The sequence below is a fragment of the Rhodococcus sp. NPDC056960 genome, from assembly GCF_042674125.1.
Lineage (GTDB): Bacteria > Actinomycetota > Actinomycetes > Mycobacteriales > Mycobacteriaceae > Rhodococcus_F.
This window is the reverse complement of record NZ_JBHURF010000010.1, coordinates 1-18,331: the sequence shown is the minus strand read 5'-3', so window position 1 is coordinate 18,331 and position 18,331 is coordinate 1. Positions and strand designations below refer to the sequence as shown.

19 protein-coding genes are annotated in these 18,331 nt (G+C 66.3%); 18 read left to right on the top strand and 1 reads right to left on the bottom strand.

The window, feature by feature from the left end; genetic code table 11:
- Positions 1 to 16: 16 nt before the first annotated feature.
- The 17 genes from thrB to ACFTWF_RS17030 all read left to right on the top strand — a co-directional run bounded on the left by thrB (position 17) and on the right by ACFTWF_RS17030 (position 16,216).
- Positions 17 to 961: a homoserine kinase gene (gene thrB / locus ACFTWF_RS17110; protein ID WP_378462386.1), complete on the top strand. Its 945-nt coding sequence runs from the start codon at positions 17 to 19 to the stop codon at positions 959 to 961.
- A 327-nt stretch (positions 962 to 1,288) separates the two neighbouring features.
- Positions 1,289 to 3,361 carry a transcription termination factor Rho gene (gene rho, locus ACFTWF_RS17105; RefSeq protein ID WP_378462385.1) on the top strand — a complete coding sequence of 691 codons (2,073 nt, stop codon included), beginning with the start codon at positions 1,289 to 1,291 and terminating at the stop codon, positions 3,359 to 3,361.
- Between the two features lie 236 nt (positions 3,362 to 3,597).
- Positions 3,598 to 3,840, top strand: coding sequence for a 50S ribosomal protein L31 (gene rpmE, locus ACFTWF_RS17100; RefSeq protein ID WP_005252948.1), 243 nt, complete (start codon positions 3,598 to 3,600; stop codon positions 3,838 to 3,840).
- A gap of 91 nt (positions 3,841 to 3,931) precedes the next feature.
- A complete protein-coding gene (gene prfA / locus ACFTWF_RS17095; RefSeq protein ID WP_378462384.1) occupies positions 3,932 to 5,011 on the top strand; it encodes a peptide chain release factor 1 in 1,080 nt (359 codons plus the stop codon).
- Positions 5,012 to 5,064: 53 nt separating this feature from the next.
- The gene (gene prmC / locus ACFTWF_RS17090) at positions 5,065 to 5,994 is read left to right on the top strand and encodes a peptide chain release factor N(5)-glutamine methyltransferase (protein ID WP_378462383.1); all 930 of its coding nucleotides are present in this window, start codon (positions 5,065 to 5,067) and stop codon (positions 5,992 to 5,994) included.
- Positions 5,991 to 6,647 carry an L-threonylcarbamoyladenylate synthase gene (locus tag ACFTWF_RS17085; RefSeq protein ID WP_378462382.1) on the top strand — a complete coding sequence of 219 codons (657 nt, stop codon included), beginning with the start codon at positions 5,991 to 5,993 and terminating at the stop codon, positions 6,645 to 6,647. The genes prmC and ACFTWF_RS17085 overlap by 4 nt, the downstream gene beginning before the upstream one ends.
- Positions 6,644 to 7,825: a glycosyltransferase family 4 protein gene (locus tag ACFTWF_RS17080; RefSeq protein WP_185724746.1), complete on the top strand. Its 1,182-nt coding sequence runs from the start codon at positions 6,644 to 6,646 to the stop codon at positions 7,823 to 7,825. The genes ACFTWF_RS17085 and ACFTWF_RS17080 overlap by 4 nt, the downstream gene beginning before the upstream one ends.
- 38 nt (positions 7,826 to 7,863) lie before the next feature.
- Positions 7,864 to 8,337 carry a hypothetical protein gene (locus ACFTWF_RS17075; protein ID WP_378462381.1) on the top strand — a complete coding sequence of 158 codons (474 nt, stop codon included), beginning with the start codon at positions 7,864 to 7,866 and terminating at the stop codon, positions 8,335 to 8,337.
- 321 nt (positions 8,338 to 8,658) lie between these two features.
- Entirely contained in the window at positions 8,659 to 9,444 is a 786-nt protein-coding gene (gene atpB / locus ACFTWF_RS17070; RefSeq protein ID WP_378462633.1) for a F0F1 ATP synthase subunit A, read from the top strand.
- Between the two features lie 84 nt (positions 9,445 to 9,528).
- Positions 9,529 to 9,777, top strand: coding sequence for an ATP synthase F0 subunit C (locus tag ACFTWF_RS17065; RefSeq protein WP_007300050.1), 249 nt, complete (start codon positions 9,529 to 9,531; stop codon positions 9,775 to 9,777).
- 9 nt (positions 9,778 to 9,786) lie between these two features.
- Complete coding sequence (locus tag ACFTWF_RS17060) at positions 9,787 to 10,347, top strand: F0F1 ATP synthase subunit B (protein WP_072946127.1); 561 nt, start codon at positions 9,787 to 9,789, stop codon at positions 10,345 to 10,347.
- A gap of 5 nt (positions 10,348 to 10,352) precedes the next feature.
- Entirely contained in the window at positions 10,353 to 11,180 is an 828-nt protein-coding gene (locus tag ACFTWF_RS17055; protein WP_378462380.1) for a F0F1 ATP synthase subunit delta, read from the top strand.
- 62 nt (positions 11,181 to 11,242) lie between these two features.
- Positions 11,243 to 12,886: a F0F1 ATP synthase subunit alpha gene (gene atpA, locus ACFTWF_RS17050; protein ID WP_185724741.1), complete on the top strand. Its 1,644-nt coding sequence runs from the start codon at positions 11,243 to 11,245 to the stop codon at positions 12,884 to 12,886.
- Between the two features lie 48 nt (positions 12,887 to 12,934).
- Complete coding sequence (locus ACFTWF_RS17045) at positions 12,935 to 13,915, top strand: F0F1 ATP synthase subunit gamma (RefSeq protein ID WP_185724740.1); 981 nt, start codon at positions 12,935 to 12,937, stop codon at positions 13,913 to 13,915.
- A gap of 3 nt (positions 13,916 to 13,918) precedes the next feature.
- Complete coding sequence (gene atpD / locus ACFTWF_RS17040; RefSeq protein ID WP_012688407.1) at positions 13,919 to 15,370, top strand: F0F1 ATP synthase subunit beta; 1,452 nt, start codon at positions 13,919 to 13,921, stop codon at positions 15,368 to 15,370.
- A 6-nt stretch (positions 15,371 to 15,376) separates the two neighbouring features.
- Positions 15,377 to 15,745, top strand: a complete 369-nt coding sequence (locus ACFTWF_RS17035; RefSeq protein ID WP_378462379.1) for a F0F1 ATP synthase subunit epsilon — start codon at positions 15,377 to 15,379, stop codon at positions 15,743 to 15,745.
- A gap of 48 nt (positions 15,746 to 15,793) precedes the next feature.
- Positions 15,794 to 16,216, top strand: a complete 423-nt coding sequence (locus ACFTWF_RS17030) for a DUF2550 domain-containing protein (protein WP_185724739.1) — start codon at positions 15,794 to 15,796, stop codon at positions 16,214 to 16,216.
- Here the strand turns inward: ACFTWF_RS17030 and ACFTWF_RS17025 are convergent, their stop codons facing one another.
- On the bottom strand, positions 16,217 to 16,792 hold the full coding sequence (locus tag ACFTWF_RS17025; protein ID WP_378462378.1) for a cob(I)yrinic acid a,c-diamide adenosyltransferase: 576 nt from the start codon (positions 16,790 to 16,792) through the stop codon (positions 16,217 to 16,219). It lies immediately after the preceding gene.
- A gap of 54 nt (positions 16,793 to 16,846) precedes the next feature.
- On the opposite strand from ACFTWF_RS17025, the gene murA reads away from it, so the two are divergent.
- On the top strand, positions 16,847 to 18,115 hold the full coding sequence (gene murA / locus ACFTWF_RS17020) for a UDP-N-acetylglucosamine 1-carboxyvinyltransferase (protein ID WP_378462377.1): 1,269 nt from the start codon (positions 16,847 to 16,849) through the stop codon (positions 18,113 to 18,115).
- Positions 18,116 to 18,331 lie beyond the last annotated feature (216 nt).

Sequence of the window (18,331 nt, the reverse complement as noted above, 5' to 3'; positions counted from 1 at the left end):
GGACCAGACCGCTGATATGACACAGACCCTCCCCACGGGACTCACCGTGACCGCCCGCGTGCCTGCGTCGAGCGCCAACCTCGGCCCGGGATTCGACACGCTGGGCATCGCGCTCGGTCTGTACGACGAGATCACCGTGACCACGACGGGTTCGGGGCTGAAGATCCGGGTCGAGGGCGAGGGTGCCGACGACGTGCCGTGGGGTCCGTCCCATCTCGTGGTCCGGGCGATCGAACGCGGCCTGGAATCGGCCGGGGTGTGGGCCGAGGGCCTGGATGTGGTGTGCCGCAATGCGATACCCCATTCGCGCGGTCTGGGTTCCTCCGCGTCCGCCGTCGTCGGGGGTCTGGCGGCCGCCAACGGGCTGGCGACCAAGCTGGACCCGGAACTGGCGCTGTCGCTCGATCAGCTCGTCCAGCTGTCGTCGGAATTCGAGGGTCACCCCGACAACGCCTCCGCCAGCGTGCTCGGCGGCGCCGTCGTATCGTGGAGCTGTGCCGGCGAGCAGGCCGACGGAACGACGGCTGCCACCGACATCTACTCTGCCGTCGCGCTGACGGTGCACCCCTCGATCCGCGTCGTCGCACTGGTGCCGGGGGAGCGCTCGTCAACCGCTCACACGCGGGGTCTGTTGCCGGAGACCGTTCCCCACCGGGACGCCGCGTTCAACGTCAGTCGAGGCGCCCTCGCTGTGGTGGCGCTCACAGAGCGTCCCGACCTCCTGATGGCGGCCACCGAGGACCGGCTGCACCAGACGCAGCGCGCTCCCGCTCTTCCGTTGACGACGCGATGGATCGCGATCCTCCGGAAGGCGGGGATCGCCGCCACCGTCTCGGGAGCGGGACCGACAGTGCTCGCATTGACCACGGACCCTTTCCCCGTGGATCTTCGAGCGCAGGCGGAGGCCGAGGGGTTGCAGGTGCTCGAACTGGCCGTCGCGGACGGCGTCCGGACCAGCTGACACGCCGTAGGGGCGTCTCCTTGCCCCTACGGGCGTTCACAGCTATCCTGGGCATTGTCCGTACATCGTGCGCATCAGACGCCGGTGCTTCACCAGGGCAATTACTCCAGGTCAATCGGGGTTGACGGCTCCTGGCACGATCCTCCGCACTTTCTGTCGTGTAGGGATTGCGAGTACGCGCCTGTTTCAAAGGTGATGTGATGGCGGGCAAGCCGGCAGTTCTTCACATGCAACTACGTACGGCACATCCGAATTCGGTATCGACACCGGATTACGGGACGAACCCTCGACTCAGCGCAGCGCGAGTGAGGGAAGGAAAGGACCTCCGTGACCGATACGGACCTCATCGCCGCTCCTGTGCGCGCCTCCTCGGTGGATACCGTTGGCGCGCAGGCAGGCGACTCTTCACAGGCGTCATCGACCGGTGCCGTGACGGCCTCCACCAAGCGCGCCGAGGCGCGCCGGGGTGCCGGGCTGTCCGGAATGGTGCTCACCGAGCTCCGCACCCTCGCTGGTGAGCTGGGCATCAAGGGCATCTCGGGGATGCGCAAGGGCGACCTGATCGCCGCGATCAAGGAGCGTCAGGGCGGCTCCGCGGCCCCGGCTGCCACCGCGACCGAAGCCGCTCCCCGCACCCGGGCAACGCGCGCGAAGCGCGAACAGTCGGCGCAGACCGAACTCGAAGTGACCCCGCAGCCGGAGACCACCGAGAAGGCCGCCGAGCCCAAGACGACCGAAACCGCGACGGCCGACGGCGCAGCCGCCGACGCCGACACCGCAGAGGGCGGGCGCCGTGGGCGTCAGCGCCGCGGATCCGCACGTCGTGCAGGCGCACCCGAGCAGGGTGACCAGGGCGGCAACGCCCAGGACACTGCACCGGCGACGGCCACCGACACGCAGCAGACCGAAGACCGCCAGGATTCCGCCGAAAAGCCCGTCAAGCAGCAGGACGGCGCCGGCGAACAGGGCGGTGACCGCACTCGACGCGAGCGCGGCGGCGACCGCGACAACCGTGGTGACCGCGGCGACAACCGTGGTGACCGCAGCGAACGCGGCGACCGTGGTGATCGCGGCGACACCCGCGGTGAGCGTGGCCAGGGCGGCAACGGCCCGCGGAACAACGACAACCGTCCCGGCGACGACGAGGAAGGCGGTCGCGGACGCCGCGGACGCCGCTTCCGCGAGCGCCGACGTGGACGTGACCGCGGCGAAGGCGGAGGCGGTGACGCCCGCGAGACCGAGATCCGCGAGGACGACGTCCTGCAGCCGGTCGCGGGCATCCTGGACGTCCTCGACAACTACGCGTTCGTGCGGACCTCCGGCTACCTGGCCGGACCGAACGACGTCTACGTGTCGATGAACCTGATCCGCAAGAACGGTCTCCGTCGCGGCGACGCCATCACCGGCGCCGTCCGGGTGGGACGTGAGGGTGACCAGGGCAACCAGCGGCAGAAGTTCAATCCGCTGGTCCGCATCGACACCGTCAACGGTGGCGACGTGGAAGCGGCCAAGAAGCGCCCCGAGTTCGGCAAGCTCACGCCGCTGTACCCGAATCAGCGGCTGCGCCTGGAGACGACGCCGAACATCCTGACCACGCGTGTCATCGACCTGGTGATGCCGATCGGCAAGGGCCAGCGCGCGCTGATCGTGAGCCCGCCGAAGGCCGGTAAGACCAGCGTTCTGCAGGCCATCGCCAACGCGATCGCGACGAACAACCCCGAGTGCTACCTCATGGTCGTCCTCGTCGACGAGCGTCCCGAAGAGGTCACCGACATGCAGCGGTCGGTGAAGGGCGAGGTCATCTCCTCGACCTTCGACCGCCCGCCGGGAGACCACACCTCGGTCGCCGAGCTCGCCATCGAGCGTGCGAAGCGGCTGGTGGAGGCGGGTAAGGACGTCGTCGTCCTCCTCGACTCGATCACCCGCCTCGGCCGCGCGTACAACAACTCGTCGCCGGCGTCGGGACGCATCCTGTCCGGTGGTGTCGACTCGACCGCGCTCTACCCGCCGAAGCGTTTCCTCGGTGCAGCGCGCAACATCGAGAACGGCGGTTCACTCACGATCATCGCGACGGCCATGGTCGAGACCGGTTCCACCGGCGACACCGTGATCTTCGAGGAGTTCAAGGGCACCGGTAACGCCGAGCTGAAGCTCGACCGCAAGATCGCGGAGCGGCGCGTGTTCCCGGCCGTGGACGTGAACCCGTCGGGTACCCGTAAGGACGAGCTGCTGCTCAGCCCGGACGAGGCCGCGGTACTGCACAAGCTGCGCCGCGTGCTGTCGGGTCTCGATTCGCACCAGGCCATCGATCTGCTGATCGACCGGCTCAAGAAGAGCAAGAGCAACCTCGAATTCCTCATGCAGGTATCGAAGACTGCTCCGGGCGCGATCGACGACTGATTCGACCCTGAACGGGGCCCGGCGACCACGGTCGCCGGGCCCCGTTGTCTTTCCCGAGAAATGCTCCCGAGAAATCCCGTGGAACAAAACGCGGACCGCCCGCGTTGACCACACCGCAAGCAGAAATGCCGATTGGGATCACGAACACGCGATCTGGCATACTGAGCGGCTGAGTCCGGTTCCGGTTCACGTCTTCGAACGGCGAAGGCGACCCGGCGACCATTGAAAGGGACACCATGAAGTCAGGTATTCACCCCAATTACGTGGCCACCACCGTGGTTTGTGGTTGCGGAAACACTTTCGAGACCCACAGCACCAAGGAGACCGGGCGTATCAACGTCGAGGTCTGCTCGCAGTGCCACCCGTTCTACACCGGCAAGCAGAAGATCCTCGACACCGGTGGACGTGTCGCCCGCTTCGAGGCTCGCTACGGCAAGCGCGCCGGCAAGGGCGCAGCCAAGGAATCTGCAGAGTCCTAGCTGTTCCGCCGACGCCCGTCCTGCGATAATTGCAGGCCGGGCGTCGGCTTTTTTGTGCCCATTCCCGAACGAACGCAGAGCGGAGCGAATCATGGCAGGGACCACCCAGCCTTCGGCCATCGACGACATCCTGGCCGAACACGCCGGCCTGGAGCAGCAGTTGGCGGACCCGGCCCTGCACAACGACGCTTCCGCGGCCCGCAGGGCGGGTAAGCGATTCGCCGAGCTCGCGCCCATCATGGCGACGTACACCAAGCTGAAGTCGGCGCAGGACGATCTCGACGCGGCCCGCGAACTCGCCGCCGACGACTCCAGCTTCGCCGCCGAGGTGCCCGACCTCGAGGCTCAGGTGCTCGAGCTCGACAAGACCCTCACCGATCTGCTCGCACCCCGCGACCCCCACGACGGTGACGACGTGGTGCTCGAGGTGAAGTCGGGGGAGGGCGGCGAGGAATCCGCACTCTTCGCGTCCGACCTGGCCCGGATGTATGTGCGCTACGCCGAACGTCACGGCTGGCGGGTCGAGATCCTCGACGCGACCGTGTCCGACCTCGGTGGATACAAGGATGCGACGCTGTCGATCAAGTCGAAGGGCGATGTGCGTGACGGGGTCTGGGCGCGACTGAAGTTCGAGGGCGGCGTCCACCGGGTGCAGCGGGTGCCCGTCACGGAATCGCAGGGACGCGTCCACACTTCCGCGGCCGGTGTCCTCATCTACCCCGAGCCGGAGGAGGTGGAGGAGGTACAGATCGACGAGACCGATCTGCGCATCGACGTCTACCGCTCGTCGGGCAAGGGCGGTCAGGGTGTCAACACCACCGACTCCGCGGTCCGCATCACGCATCTGCCCACCGGCATCGTCGTGACCTGTCAGAACGAACGCTCACAGCTGCAGAACAAGGCCCGCGCCATGCAGGTCCTCGCTGCCCGCCTGCAGGCCGCGGCCGAGGAGGCGGCGGATGCCGAGGCGTCGGCCGGGCGGCAGAGCCAGGTGCGCACCGTCGACCGCTCCGAGCGCATCCGCACCTACAACTTCCCGGAGAACCGGATCACGGATCACCGGATCGGCTTCAAGTCCCACAACCTCGACGCCGTCCTCGACGGCGAACTCGACGCCCTGCTCGACGCCCTGGGCAAGTCGGACCGTGAGGCGAGGCTCGCCGCGGAGTAACCGCAGGGCCGGGGCTGCGCGCCGGCCGCCGGGTCGCGTGGCACTCTGTACCTGTGAGTCGCCTTCCTCTTCGCCTGGCCCTGATCGACGCAACCGCGCAACTCGACGAGGCCGGGGTGCGCAGCTCCCGTGCGGATGCCGAATTGCTCGCAGCACACCTGCTGGGGGTCGAGCGCACCCGGCTCGGTCTGGTCCCGCTCGTCGACGAGTCGGTGATCGACGCCTACAAGAAGATGGTCGACCAGCGCGCCAAGCGGATTCCGTTGCAGTACATCCTCGGTACCGCCGCGATGGGTGACATCGACATCGAGGTCGGCCCCGGCGTGTTCGTGCCCCGTCCCGAGACGGAACTGCTGCTCGGATGGGCGCTGGCGTTCCTCGGAAGTTGTGATCAGCACCCACCTGTCGTCCTCGACCTGTGCACCGGGTCGGGTGCTCTGGCGCTCGCGATCGCCAATGCCCGCCCCGACGCGGTCGTCCACGCGGTCGAGCTCGAACCGCATGCCCTCGCGTGGGCCCGGCGCAACGCCGACGCCCGCGAACAGGCCGGCGACACGCCGATCCGGTTGTACCAGGGTGACGTCACCGACCGCACGCTGCTGGCCGCGTTGGAGGGCGGCGTCGACCTGATCGTGTCGAACCCGCCGTACATCCCGGAAGGCGTCGAACTCGAGCCCGAGGTGGCCGATCACGATCCGCACAGCGCACTGTTCGCCGGACCGGACGGGCTGTCCGTGATCAAGCCGATGATCTCGAACGTCGCGCGCTGGCTGCGGATCGGGGGAGCGGTCGGAATCGAACACGACGACACCAACGGGTCCGATGTGGCGGCCCTGTTCGCATCCCGCCGCGTGTTCGGTGAGGTGGCCGAGCACCCCGACCTCGCAGGCAAGCCGCGCTTCGTCGTCGCCCGGCGCGTCGCCACCGATATCGAGGCGCAGCGTGCAGGCGCCGTCGGCGAGGGTGAAAGAATGGGCGGGTGAGTACCGTTTACGACTGTGGCCTCCCCGATTCCCGCTTCGCCGGAATGAGTGCGGCCAAGAATGCACTGAAGGCCGGACGGCTCGTCGTTCTCCCCACCGACACGCTGTACGGAATCGGCGCGGACGCGTTCGACGGCGAGGCCGTCGCCGCCCTGCTGCGTGCCAAGGGGCGCGGTCGCGACATGCCGGTTCCGGTGCTCGTCGGCTCGTGGAACACGATCGACGGCCTCGTGTACAGCGTGCGGCCGCAGGCACGTGACCTCATCCGCGCATTCTGGCCCGGTGGCCTGAGTCTCGTTGTGGAACAAGCACCTTCGCTGGCCTGGGATCTCGGCGACACCCGCGGGACGGTGATGCTGCGGATGCCGCTGCACCCGGTCGCGCTCGAACTGCTGCGTGAAGTCGGACCGCTTGCGGTATCGAGTGCAAACGTCTCCGGGCGCCCGCCCGCCACGACGGTCGAGGAAGCGCGCGAGCAACTCGGCGGATCTGCCAGCGTGTACCTCGACGGCGGTCGGGCGGAGCAGGGTCAGGCCTCGACGATCGTCGACCTCACCGGCGTGGCTCCCCGGATCCTGCGTGCGGGCGCGGTGCCCACCGGCGACGTCGCCGACGTGCTCGGAGTGACGGCGGAGAGCCTGTCCGCCCAGTGATTGCTGCCGAATCGGCCGGCGTGGCGCTGGCTCAAGCAGGCGGCGGCGCGGGTGTCCCGCTGCGCGAACTCCTGCTCGTGCTGTTCACCGCGGCGGTGGTCACCTATTTGGCCACCGGTGCGGTCCGCCTCTTCGCGCTCAGATTCGGCGCGGTCGCGGTGCCGCGGGACCGCGACGTCCACGTCACGCCGACGCCCCGGCTCGGCGGCGTCGGCATGTATCTCGGCATGCTCGTCGCACTGCTGTTCGCGCAACAGCTTCCGGCGCTCACCAGGGGATTCGAGTTCACCTCCGACATTCCCGCGGCAGTGGTCTCCGGGTTCGTGATCGTGCTGGTGGGGGTGGTCGACGACCGGTGGGGCCTGGACGCGCTCACGAAGTTCGTCGGCCAGGTCACGGCAGCGGGCATCCTCGTCGTGATGGGCGTGAGCTGGTTCATCATCTACATGCCGTTCGGCGACGGCAGCACCGTCATCCTCGATCAGCTTCAGGCCGGTCTCGTCACCGTGGGTGTCGCGGTCGTGATGGTGAACGCCATGAACTTCGTCGACGGCCTCGACGGTCTCGCCGCCGGCCTCGGCCTGATCTCCTCGCTCGCCATCTGCGTCTTCTCGGTCGGACTTCTGCACGATCAGGGCGGCGACGTGAGCGCCTATCCGCCCGCACTGATCGCGGCGGCGCTGGCAGGTGCGTGCCTCGGATTCCTGCCGCACAATTTCCAGCCCGCCAAGATCTTCATGGGCGACTCCGGTTCGATGCTGATCGGGCTGATGCTGGCGGCCATCTCCACCAGCGCGTCCGGACGCATCCCGCTCACCGCGTACGGCACGCGCGACCTGCTCGGTCTGCTGTCGCCGCTGCTCCTCGTCGGCGCCGTCATGTTCATTCCGATCCTCGATCTGCTGCTCGCCGTGGTCCGGCGTACCCGTGCGGGGGTGAGCCCGTTCAGCCCCGACAAGATGCACCTTCATCACCGACTCCTGCAGATCGGCCACTCGCATCGTCGCGTCGTGCTGCTCATCTACTTGTGGGTTGGTGTCCTGGCGTTCGGGGCGGTCGGATCGGCGCTGTTCGATCGTCGTGTCGTGGTGCTCCTGGTGGCGGGAGGCCTCGTGTTCGCCCTGGTCGTCACGGCCGTCCCGTCGATCCGCGGGCAGCAGCACGACCGTCGGGGCTGACCGGAGGGTTGCGATGGACCGATGACGATCCACTACCCTTGGCGACCGTGACGTTCACCCCTGCCTCCGTCCCCGATCACACTGCGTCGTTGCGGGCTGCCGTCCGCTACGGAGTTCTCGGTCTGGTCGTGCTGGCGGTGGTCGGCTCGATCGTCGCGTATCTCGTCGCGGGCAAGCCCGGTCTCTACGGCGCGCTGCTGGGAGCTGCCGTCGGGGGAGGGTTCATCCTGTGTACCGCACTGGGTGTGCTGTTCACCGCGAAGCTTCCGGCCCTGACGGCGGGAGCGGTACTGCTCGGTACGTGGTTGTTGAAGATGATCCTCGCGATCACGGTCCTGGCCGTCCTCAAGCCGCTCGACTTCTACGACAAGACCGCATTGGTGCTGGTCATGGTGCTGTCGCTGGTGATCGTGCTGGGAGCGGAGACGTTCGGGGTGCTGGGAGTCAAGGCTCCGTACGTCGAGCCGACGCCGTCGAACGATCCCGGCTCACCGGATTCGGACGATAAGTAGTACTACGAGATGTAGTAAAATTGAATCGACCCCGACCCCGTCTACACAACGTCGTAGATGACTTGCTAAGGTCTGGGTCAAGCGAGAGCAATGAGAGTGCGAGTCAGTTACTCGCCGGTATTGCATGCTTGTAGGTGGCCGCACTTTCAGGGCCGCCGAGTCGACGGGAGTCGCCGACACCGACAGACGCTGGACCCGAACAGTCCACAGCAGCTGACGAATACGCGAGTCGCGCTTGTCGACTTGTTTGATCGTCAATGTCCGATCGAACCGCAGTCAACGAAGGCTGCGGACCGACTACGGGAGAGAACGCTGAGCGTCATCAACGTGGCCGCGGAAGAATTCCACGCGCCTTCCCTGAACGACTTCTTCCCGCCCGCGGTCCTGTTCGAAGGGACTCCGTTCGAACTCGACCGCCTGATGCTGGTTCGCATCCTGCTGTCCGCACTGATGATGCTCTTCTTCGTCATCGCGATGCGCAGCCCGAAGCTCATTCCGCGCGGTGTCCAGAACATCGGCGAGATCGCGCTCGACTTCGTCCGGATCAACATCGCGGAAGAGATTCTCGGCAAGGAGCAGGGCAAGCGCTTCCTGCCGGTCATCACCACAATCTTCTTCCTGGTGCTCGCCAGCAACCTCGGCAGCATCATTCCCTTCATCAACATCTCGCCGAACGCGCGTATCGGCATGCCGCTCGTGCTCGCCGCCCTCGCGTACATCGTGTTCAACTACGTCGGCATCAAGAAGTACGGCTTCTTCAAGTACGTGAAGAGCAGCATCGTGGTCCCGGGTGTTCCGCTTCCGCTGCACTTCCTGCTCGTGCCGATCGAGTTCATCTCGACGTTCGTCCTCCGGCCGTTCACGCTCATGGTTCGTCTCATGGCCAACATGCTGGCCGGCCACATCCTGCTGGTGCTGTTCTTCAGCGCCACCCAGTACTTCTTCTTCATCTCAGGTGGCTTCCAGGCAGTGTTCGGTGTGGCCTCGCTTGCCGCCGGCATCGCATTCACCTTCTTCGAACTGCTGGTGATCTTCCTGCAGGCCTACGTCTTCGCGCTGCTCACGTCGGTGTACATCGATCTGGCGCTGCACGCGGATTCGCACTAGCACCACAAGTTTCACGACCAGCTACACCAGAACTGAGCCTCCCGCCGAATCCGGCGGAGGTCAACAGAAAGGGAACGGAACACCATGAGCCTCGCGTACCTCGCACAGGGAGCGGTCGAGACCACCACCACGGCCAAGGGCTTCGGAGCCATCGGCTACGGCCTCGCCGCGATCGGCCCGGGCATCGGCGTGGGCATCGTTGTGGGCAAGGCGATCGAGGGCATGGTTCGCCAGCCCGAGATGGCCGGCCAGGTTCGTACCACGATGTTCCTCGGTATCGCCTTCACCGAAGCCCTCGCGCTGATCGGCCTCGTCGCCGGCTTCATTTTCTAAGACCGTCACATGGCAGCCAACATCGCATTGCTCGCGGCAGAGGAAGAGAGCCACAACCCTCTCCTCCCCGCGACGTATGACATCGTTTGGTCGATCGTCTGCCTGGTCATCGTTGGTTTCGTCTTCTGGAAGTACGTCCTTCCGATGTTCCAGAAGGTCCTTGCCGAGCGAACCGAGCAGATCGACGGCGGCATCAAGCGGGCCGAAGAGGCCCAGGCCGAGGCGAAGGCGGCGCTCGAGCAGTACCGCGCCCAGCTCGCCGAAGCCCGCACCGAGGCTGCGCAGATCCGTGAGGACGCGCGCACCCAGGGGCAGCAGATCATTGCCGAAATGAAGGCACAGGCTCAGGAAGAAAGCGACCGCATCGTGGCCGCCGGCAACAACCAGCTGGTTGCGCAGCGCCAGCAGATCGTCACCGAACTGCGCGGCGATCTCGGCCGCACCGCGGTCGACCTCGCCGAGAAGCTCATCGGTGAGTCCCTCGCCGATGACGTGAAGCGGGCAGGCACGGTCGATCGATTCCTGAACGAGCTCGACTCCATCGGCGCAAATTCCGCAGCAGGGAAGTGAGCACCATGTACGCAGCGAGCCGTGAGGCCTTGACGCAGACCCGTGCTGCGTTGTCTTCGGCCTTGGGATCCGTCTCTGCCGGAGCAGCCACAGCGGCCGCGGCCCAGATCGGGGCCGAGCTGTTCTCGGTCGTCGAGATCCTGGACGAACAGCGCACTCTCCGGAGTGCCCTGTCGGACACCTCGACGCCCGGGAGCGTTCGCGAAGGTCTGGCCGAGCGCGTGTTCGGCAACAAGGTCTCCGCCGACACCCTCGCCGTCCTGAAGGTGGCGGTGGGCCAGGACTGGTCCGCTACCTCCGATCTGCTCAACTCGCTGGTGCTCCTCGGTCGGGAATCGCTGCTCCAGGCAGCGGCCGATCAGCAGCAGCTCGACGCCGTCGAGGACGAACTCTTCCGCCTCGGCCGCATCGTGGCCGGTGACCCGGAGCTCGAGCAGGCACTGTCCGACCGTTCCGTATCGGCGAAGGGCAAGCGTGAACTGCTGTCCAAGCTGCTGTACGGCAAGGTCACGGCCGTCGCCGAAGCACTGGCGACCCAGACAGTGGGCCGGTTGAAGAACTCCGCACCCGCGGACGCTTTCGACGAACTGTCGAATCTGGCAGCAGCACAGCGAAAGGCCGTTGTCGCCAAGGTGCGCAGCGCTGCCCCGCTGTCCAGTGAGCAGTCGGATCGGCTGACCGCCACCCTCACCCGTACCTACGGGAAGCCGGTGACGGTTCACGTGGAGGTCGATCCTGAACTCCTCAGCGGCTTGGTCGTCCGGGTGGGCGACGAGGTGATCGACGGCAGCGGAGCGGGACGTCTCGCAGCGCTGCGGAAGTCCCTCAAGTAGTCCGCAACCGAACCCCATACCCCAGATCTTTTCGAAGACCAGACACCGAGAGCAGGAAAAACATGGCGGAGCTGACGATCTCCTCCGACGAGATCCGTAGCGCGATCGAGAACTACACCGCGAGCTACTCCCCGGAGGCCTCCCGCGAAGAGGTCGGTGTCGTGACCGACACCAGCGACGGCATCGCGCACGTCAGTGGCCTGCCTTCGGCGATGGCCAACGAACTGCTGGAGTTCCCCGGCGGAATTCTGGGCGTCGCGCTCAACTTGGATGCCACCGAGATCGGTGCCGTCATCCTGGGCGATTACGAGAACATCCAGGAAGGCCAGGAAGTCAAGCGGACCGGCGACGTGCTGTCGGTTCCCGTCGGCGACGCCTTCCTCGGCCGCGTCATCAACCCGCTCGGCCAGCCGATCGACGGCCTGGGCGAGATCGAGAGCAGCGAGACCCGCGCCCTCGAGCTGCAGGCTGCCTCGGTGCTCGAGCGTCAGCCCGTCGAGGAGCCGCTGCAGACCGGCATCAAGGCCATCGACGCGATGACCCCGATCGGCCGCGGACAGCGTCAGCTCGTCATCGGCGACCGCAAGACGGGCAAGACCGCCGTCTGCATCGACGCGATCCTCAACCAGAAGGCCAACTGGGAGACCGGCGACGAGAAGCAGCAGGTTCGCTGCATCTACGTCGCGATCGGCCAGAAGGGTTCCACCATCGCGGGTGTCAAGGCTGCCCTCGAGGAGCAGGGCGCGATGGAGTACACCACCATCGTCGCCGCCCCGGCCTCCGACTCCGCCGGTTTCAAGTGGCTCGCGCCCTACACCGGCTCCGCCATCGGTCAGCACTGGATGTACCAGGGCAAGCACGTCCTGGTCGTGTTCGACGACCTGACCAAGCAGGCCGAGGCCTACCGCGCCATCTCGCTGCTGCTGCGTCGCCCGCCGGGACGCGAGGCGTACCCCGGTGACGTCTTCTACCTGCACTCCCGTCTGCTGGAGCGTTCGGCCAAGCTGTCCGACGCCCTGGGTGGAGGCTCGCTGACCGCGCTGCCGATCATCGAGACGAAGGCCAACGACGTCTCGGCCTACATCCCGACCAACGTCATCTCCATCACCGACGGTCAGGTGTTCCTCGAGTCGGACCTGTTCAACAAGGGTGTCCGCCCCGCCATCAACGTCGGTATCTCGGTGTCCCGTGTCGGTGGCGCCGCGCAGACCAAGGGCATGAAGAAGGTGTCCGGTTCGCTGCGTCTGGAGCTGGCCCAGTTCCGTGAGCTCGAAGCGTTCTCGGCCTTCGCCTCCGACCTCGACGCCGCCTCCAAGGCTCAGCTCGAGCGTGGTGCCCGCCTGGTGGAGCTGCTCAAGCAGGATCAGTACAGCCCGATCCCCGTCGAGGACCAGATCGTGTCGATCTACCTCGCCGGTGAAGGCGTCTTCGACAGCGTGCCCGTCGGTGACGTCCGCCGCTTCGAGGCCGAGCTGCTCGACGAGCTGCACCGCACCGCTTCCGGCGTGTACGAGAGCATCAAGGGCGGCAAGGCCCTCGACGCCGACAACGCCAAGGCGCTGGTCGAGGCCACCGACAAGTTCAAGGAAACCTTCCTCGCGTCCGACGGAAGCCGGGTCGTGAACGAGGCGGAGGCCGAGGCTCTCGACGCCGGCGAGGTCGGCCACGAGCAGATCAACGTCAAGCGCACCACCGTCAGCAAGTGAGCGGCCGGCCCATGATGCTGCGAAACATGAAGGGAGAGTGATCGATCGATGGCAAGCATTCTCGAACTGAGGTCTCGCATCAAGTCGGTCAACTCGACCAAGAAGATCACCAAGGCCCAGGAGCTGATCGCGACTTCGCGCATCACCAAGGCACAGTCGCGGGTCGCCGCGGCGAAGCCGTACGCCGAGGAAATCACGAAGGTTCTGTCGGAGCTGGCAAGCGCGTCCGCCTCGCTGGACCATCCGCTGCTCAACGAGCGCACCGATCCCAAGCGTGCTGCCGTCCTGGTCGTCACCAGCGACCGCGGTATGTGCGGTGGATACAACTCCAACGTCCTCAAGGAGGCCGAGGAGCTGTTCCAGCTGCTGCGCAGCGAGGGCAAGGATCCGGTCATCTACGTGCTCGGATCCAAGGGTCTGGGGTACTACACGTTCCGTGGCCGCGACTTGGGTGGCGCGTGGACCGGGTTCTCCCAGGATCCGGGCTACTCCGACGCCGCCAAGGCGAGCCGGCACCTGGTCGACCTGTTCATGGCCGGATCCGGCTCCGAGGTTCCCGCGCCCAACGGCGAGGGCACCATCGAAGGCGTCGACGAGCTGCACATCGTCTACACCCGTTTCGTGTCGATGCTGACCCAGTCACCCGAGGTGCGTCGCATGGCTCCCCTCGAGGTGATGGTCTCCGAGGAGCACGTCGAACTCGGCGAGGACATGCTGTCGAACGGCCACGGGTCGAGCAACTCGGAACCGGTCGCCGGATACAACTTCGAGCCGGAACCTGACAAGTTGCTCGGTGCCCTGCTGCCGAAGTACGTCAGCACCCGCATCTACTCCTCGCTGCTGGATGCTGCGGCGTCGGAGTCGGCTGCCCGTCGTACCGCCATGAAGGCGGCGACGGACAACGCAAACGAACTGGTGAACACGTTGAGCCGTCAGGCAAACCAGGCTCGCCAGGCCCAGATCACCCAGGAAATCAGCGAGATCGTCGGCGGCGCGAATGCGCTCGCCTCGAGCGCAGGAAGTGACTAAGCAATGACCGCAGCAGTAACCGAAAACAACGGGGCAGGCTCGGACTCGTCCGTCGCCGGCCGCGTCGTGCGGGTCATCGGTCCCGTCGTGGACGTTGAATTCCCGCGTGGCGCTATTCCTGAACTGTTCAACGCCCTGCACGCCGAGATCACGCTCCCCTCGGTCGCCAAGACGCTGACCCTCGAGGTCGCGCAGCACCTCGGCGACAACCTGGTGCGCACCGTCTCGATGCAGCCCACCGACGGCCTGATCCGTGGCACCTCGGTGTCCGACACGGGCAAGCCGATCTCGGTTCCCGTCGGTGACGTCGTCAAGGGCCACGTGTTCAACGCACTGGGCGACTGCCTCGACGCACCCGGCACGGGTCGCGACGGCGAGCAGTGGGGCATCCACCGCAAGCCACCGGCCTTCGACCAGCTCGAGGGCAAGACGGAGATCCTCGAGACCGGTATCAAGGTCATCGACCTCCTCACCCCGTACGTCAAGGGTGGAAAGATCGGTCTGTTCGGTGGTGCCGGTGTCGGCAAGACCGTTCTGATCCAGGAAATGATCACCCGTATCGCCCGCGAGTTCTCCGGAACCTCGGTGTTCGCAGGCGTCGGTGAGCGCACCCGTGAGGGCACCGACCTTCACCTCGAGATGGAAGAGATGGGCGTCCTCCAGGACACCGCCCTTGTCTTCGGCCAGATGGACGAGCCGCCGGGAACGCGTATGCGCGTCGCCCTGTCCGCGCTGACCATGGCGGAGTACTTCCGCGATGTCCAGGGCCAGGACGTGCTGCTGTTCATCGACAACATCTTCCGTTTCACCCAGGCCGGTTCCGAGGTGTCGACCCTGCTCGGTCGTATGCCTTCGGCCGTGGGTTACCAGCCGACCCTGGCTGACGAGATGGGTGAGCTGCAGGAGCGCATCACCTCGACGCGAGGCCGCTCCATCACCTCGCTGCAGGCGATCTACGTGCCCGCCGACGACTACACCGACCCGGCGCCGGCCACGACGTTCGCGCACCTCGATGCCACCACCGAGCTGTCGCGTCCGATTTCGCAGATGGGTATCTACCCCGCTGTGGACCCGCTGACGTCCACCTCCCGCATCCTGGAGCCCGGCATCGTCGGTGCCGAGCACTTCCGGGTCGCCAACGAGGTCAAGCGGATCCTGCAGAAGTACAAGGAACTGCAGGACATCATCGCCATCCTCGGTATGGACGAGCTGCAGGAAGAGGACAAGGTGCTCGTCGGCCGTGCCCGTCGTCTGCAGAAGTTCCTCGGCCAGAACTTCATCGTCGCCGAGAAGTTCACCGGTGAGCCCGGCTCCGTGGTGCCGCTCCGCGACACCATCGAGGCGTTCGACCGCATCTGCAAGGGCGAGTTCGATCACCTGCCCGAGCAGGCGTTCAACAGCTGCGGTGGACTCGACGACGTCGAGGCTGCAGCCAAGAAGATCGCCGGGAAGTAGTCGACGATGGCTGAGATGACCGTGGAACTCGTCGCCGTGGAGCGACGGTTGTGGTCTGGTTCGGCGACTCTCGTCAGTGCGCAGACGACCGAAGGCGAGATCGGTGTCATGCCCGGGCATGAGCCGGTTCTCGGACAGCTGGTCGAGGGCGGCGTGGTTGCGATCACGACGGCCGACGGTGAGCGTATCGTCGCTGCTGTGCACGGCGGTTTCCTGTCCGTGACCGCGAAGACAGTCACCATCCTCGCCGAGTCCGCCGACTTGGCCGAGGACATCGATGTGGAAGCGGCCAAGGCCGTGCTCGCAGAGAGCGGAGACGACCTCGAGGCGATTGCTGTCGCCAAGGGCCGGATCCGTGCCGTAGAGCGCGCCTAGGCTGCTCGAGAAAGACCGCGACGGAGCCGACGAACAGTGACAATCGGAATGACTGTGTTGATCATTCTGGTTGTGCTGCTCGCGGCCTTCGTCGCGGTCTTTCTGTATCGGCTTGCAGTACTGCGCCGCGGTGGTACCGCGGCGATCCTCCGGGTGACGCCCGCCCCGGGGGACACCGGGTGGCGCCACGGTGTCATCCGCTACGGCGAGGGTTCGCTCGTCTTCTTCAAATTGTCGAGTTTGCGTCCGGGCCCGGATTCGCGCATCGAGCGCCAGGGCATCGAAGTCGCAGGTCGTCGTAGCCCGGAGGGCTCCGAATTCGACATCATGTCCGAGGAGATCATCATCCTGTCGGTCAAGGACCGCGGGAATTCGTACGAGATCGCACTGGACGGGGGAGCGCTGACCGCGTTCCTGTCCTGGGTCGAATCCCGACCGTCCGGCCGATCCGTTCGCGGCCGCCGACTCTGATCAGGCCTTGCCGGCTCCCGGTTTCCAGAGCACGTCGCCCTCGGGGTTCGCCAGCCTGCTCATGATGAACAGCAGATCCGACAGCCGGTTGAGATACTTCGCCGGCAGTGCGTTGGTGTTCTCGGGATTCGCATCGACGGCGGCCCACGCCGACCGTTCGGCGCGCCGGGTCACGGTCCGCGCCACATGCAGCAGAGCTCCCAGGGCGGTTCCGCCGGGAAGAATGAACGAGTTCAGCGGTTCCAGACGCTCGTTCAGTTGGTCGCACCACGCTTCGAGGCGATCGATGTACTCGGCGGTGATGCGCAGCGGCGGGTACTTCGGTTCGATCTCCACCGGGGTCGAGAGATCGGCGCCGGCGTCGAACAGGTCGTTCTGGATCTGCCGCAGGATCGATCGGATCTCCTCCGGAGGGGCGCCGAGCGCGACCGCGACACCGATCGAGGCGTTGGCTTCGTCGCAGTCGGCGTAGGCAATCAGCCGCGGATCGTTCTTCGACACACGGGAGAAATCGCTGAGTCCGGTGGTCCCGTCGTCGCCGGTCCGGGTGTAGATCTTGGTGAGGTGTACGGCCATAGCGTTACGGTACCGGCCTCCGGGTTCGGCCTCTCTGGCTCTAGGCTGTGCTCTGTGAGCGAACGCTTCCTTGTCACCGGCGGTAACCGCCTCGTAGGTGAAGTGTCTGTCGGGGGCGCGAAGAACAGCGTTCTCAAGCTGATGGCGGCGGCGCTGTTGGCCGAGGGCACCACAACCGTCACCAATTGTCCGGACATCCTGGACGTCCCCTTGATGGCCGACGTCCTGCGAGGCCTCGGGTGCGAGGTGGATCTCGACGACTCCGTCGTCCGGATCACCACACCCGCCGAGCCCAAACACCACGCCGATTTCGCGGCGGTCCGCCAGTTCCGCGCGTCGGTATGCGTGCTGGGACCGTTGGTCGCGCGCTGCAGGCGCGCGGTGGTGGCGCTGCCCGGTGGTGATGCCATCGGTTCGCGGCCCCTCGACATGCACCAGTCGGGGCTGCGGTTGCTCGGCGCGCACAGCACCATCGAACACGGGTGCGTCGTTGCCCAGGCCGACGATCTGCACGGTGCGAACATCCGGCTCGCCTTCCCGTCCGTGGGAGCCACCGAAAACATCTTGATGGCCGCCGTGCTCGCCAAGGGCGAGACGGTGATCGACAACGCGGCGCGGGAACCCGAGATCGTCGACCTGTGCAACATGCTGAATCAGATGGGCGCCAAGGTCCGGGGCGCGGGCACGTCCACCCTGACGATCCAGGGCGTCGCCAAACTCGAGCCGACGACGCACCGTGTCATCGGCGACCGGATCGTCGCAGCGACATGGGGGATCGCCGCGTCGATGACCCGCGGTGACGTGCGCGTTCGCGGGGTCAACCCGAAGCACCTCGCGCTGGTCCTCGACAAACTTCGCGTGGCCGGCGCCGAAGTCACGGCCGAATCCGACGGCTTCCGGGTAGTCCAGGAGGCACGGCCGACCGCCGTCAACTTCGCGACGCTGCCGTATCCCGGTTTCCCCACCGACCTGCAGCCGATGGCCATCGGCCTCGCCGCGGTCGCGGAGGGAACGTCGATGATCACCGAGAACGTCTTCGAGGCGCGGTTCCGCTTCGTCGAGGAGATGATCCGGTTGGGCGCCGATGCCCGGACGGACGGCCACCACGCGGTGATCCGGGGAATCGCGCAGTTGTCGAGCGCGCCGGTGTGGTCGTCGGACATCCGGGCCGGCGCAGGCCTCGTCCTCGCCGGGCTCGTCGCCGACGGGGTGACCGAAGTGCACGACGTGTTCCACATCGACCGCGGGTATCCCCGCTTCGTCGAGATCCTCCAGGACCTCGGCGGACAGATCGAAAGGGTCGACAGCGATCCCGGTTCGTAGCGATGAGTCCGGCGTCACAGTCGCCGGTTGATCGTTCCGGAAAGGAATCCGGGCCGGCTCACCGGTCGTGACCAGCGGTAACTCGGGACGTAATCGCCGCGACCTGGCGATTTGGCAAGCAGTTTCCCTTCGCGTAACTTATTCCAGGTCAGAGCGACACGGACACCGACCCCGGCCGGAAGGCGGGGGACACGAGGTTGGACGCAGGCGCCTGGT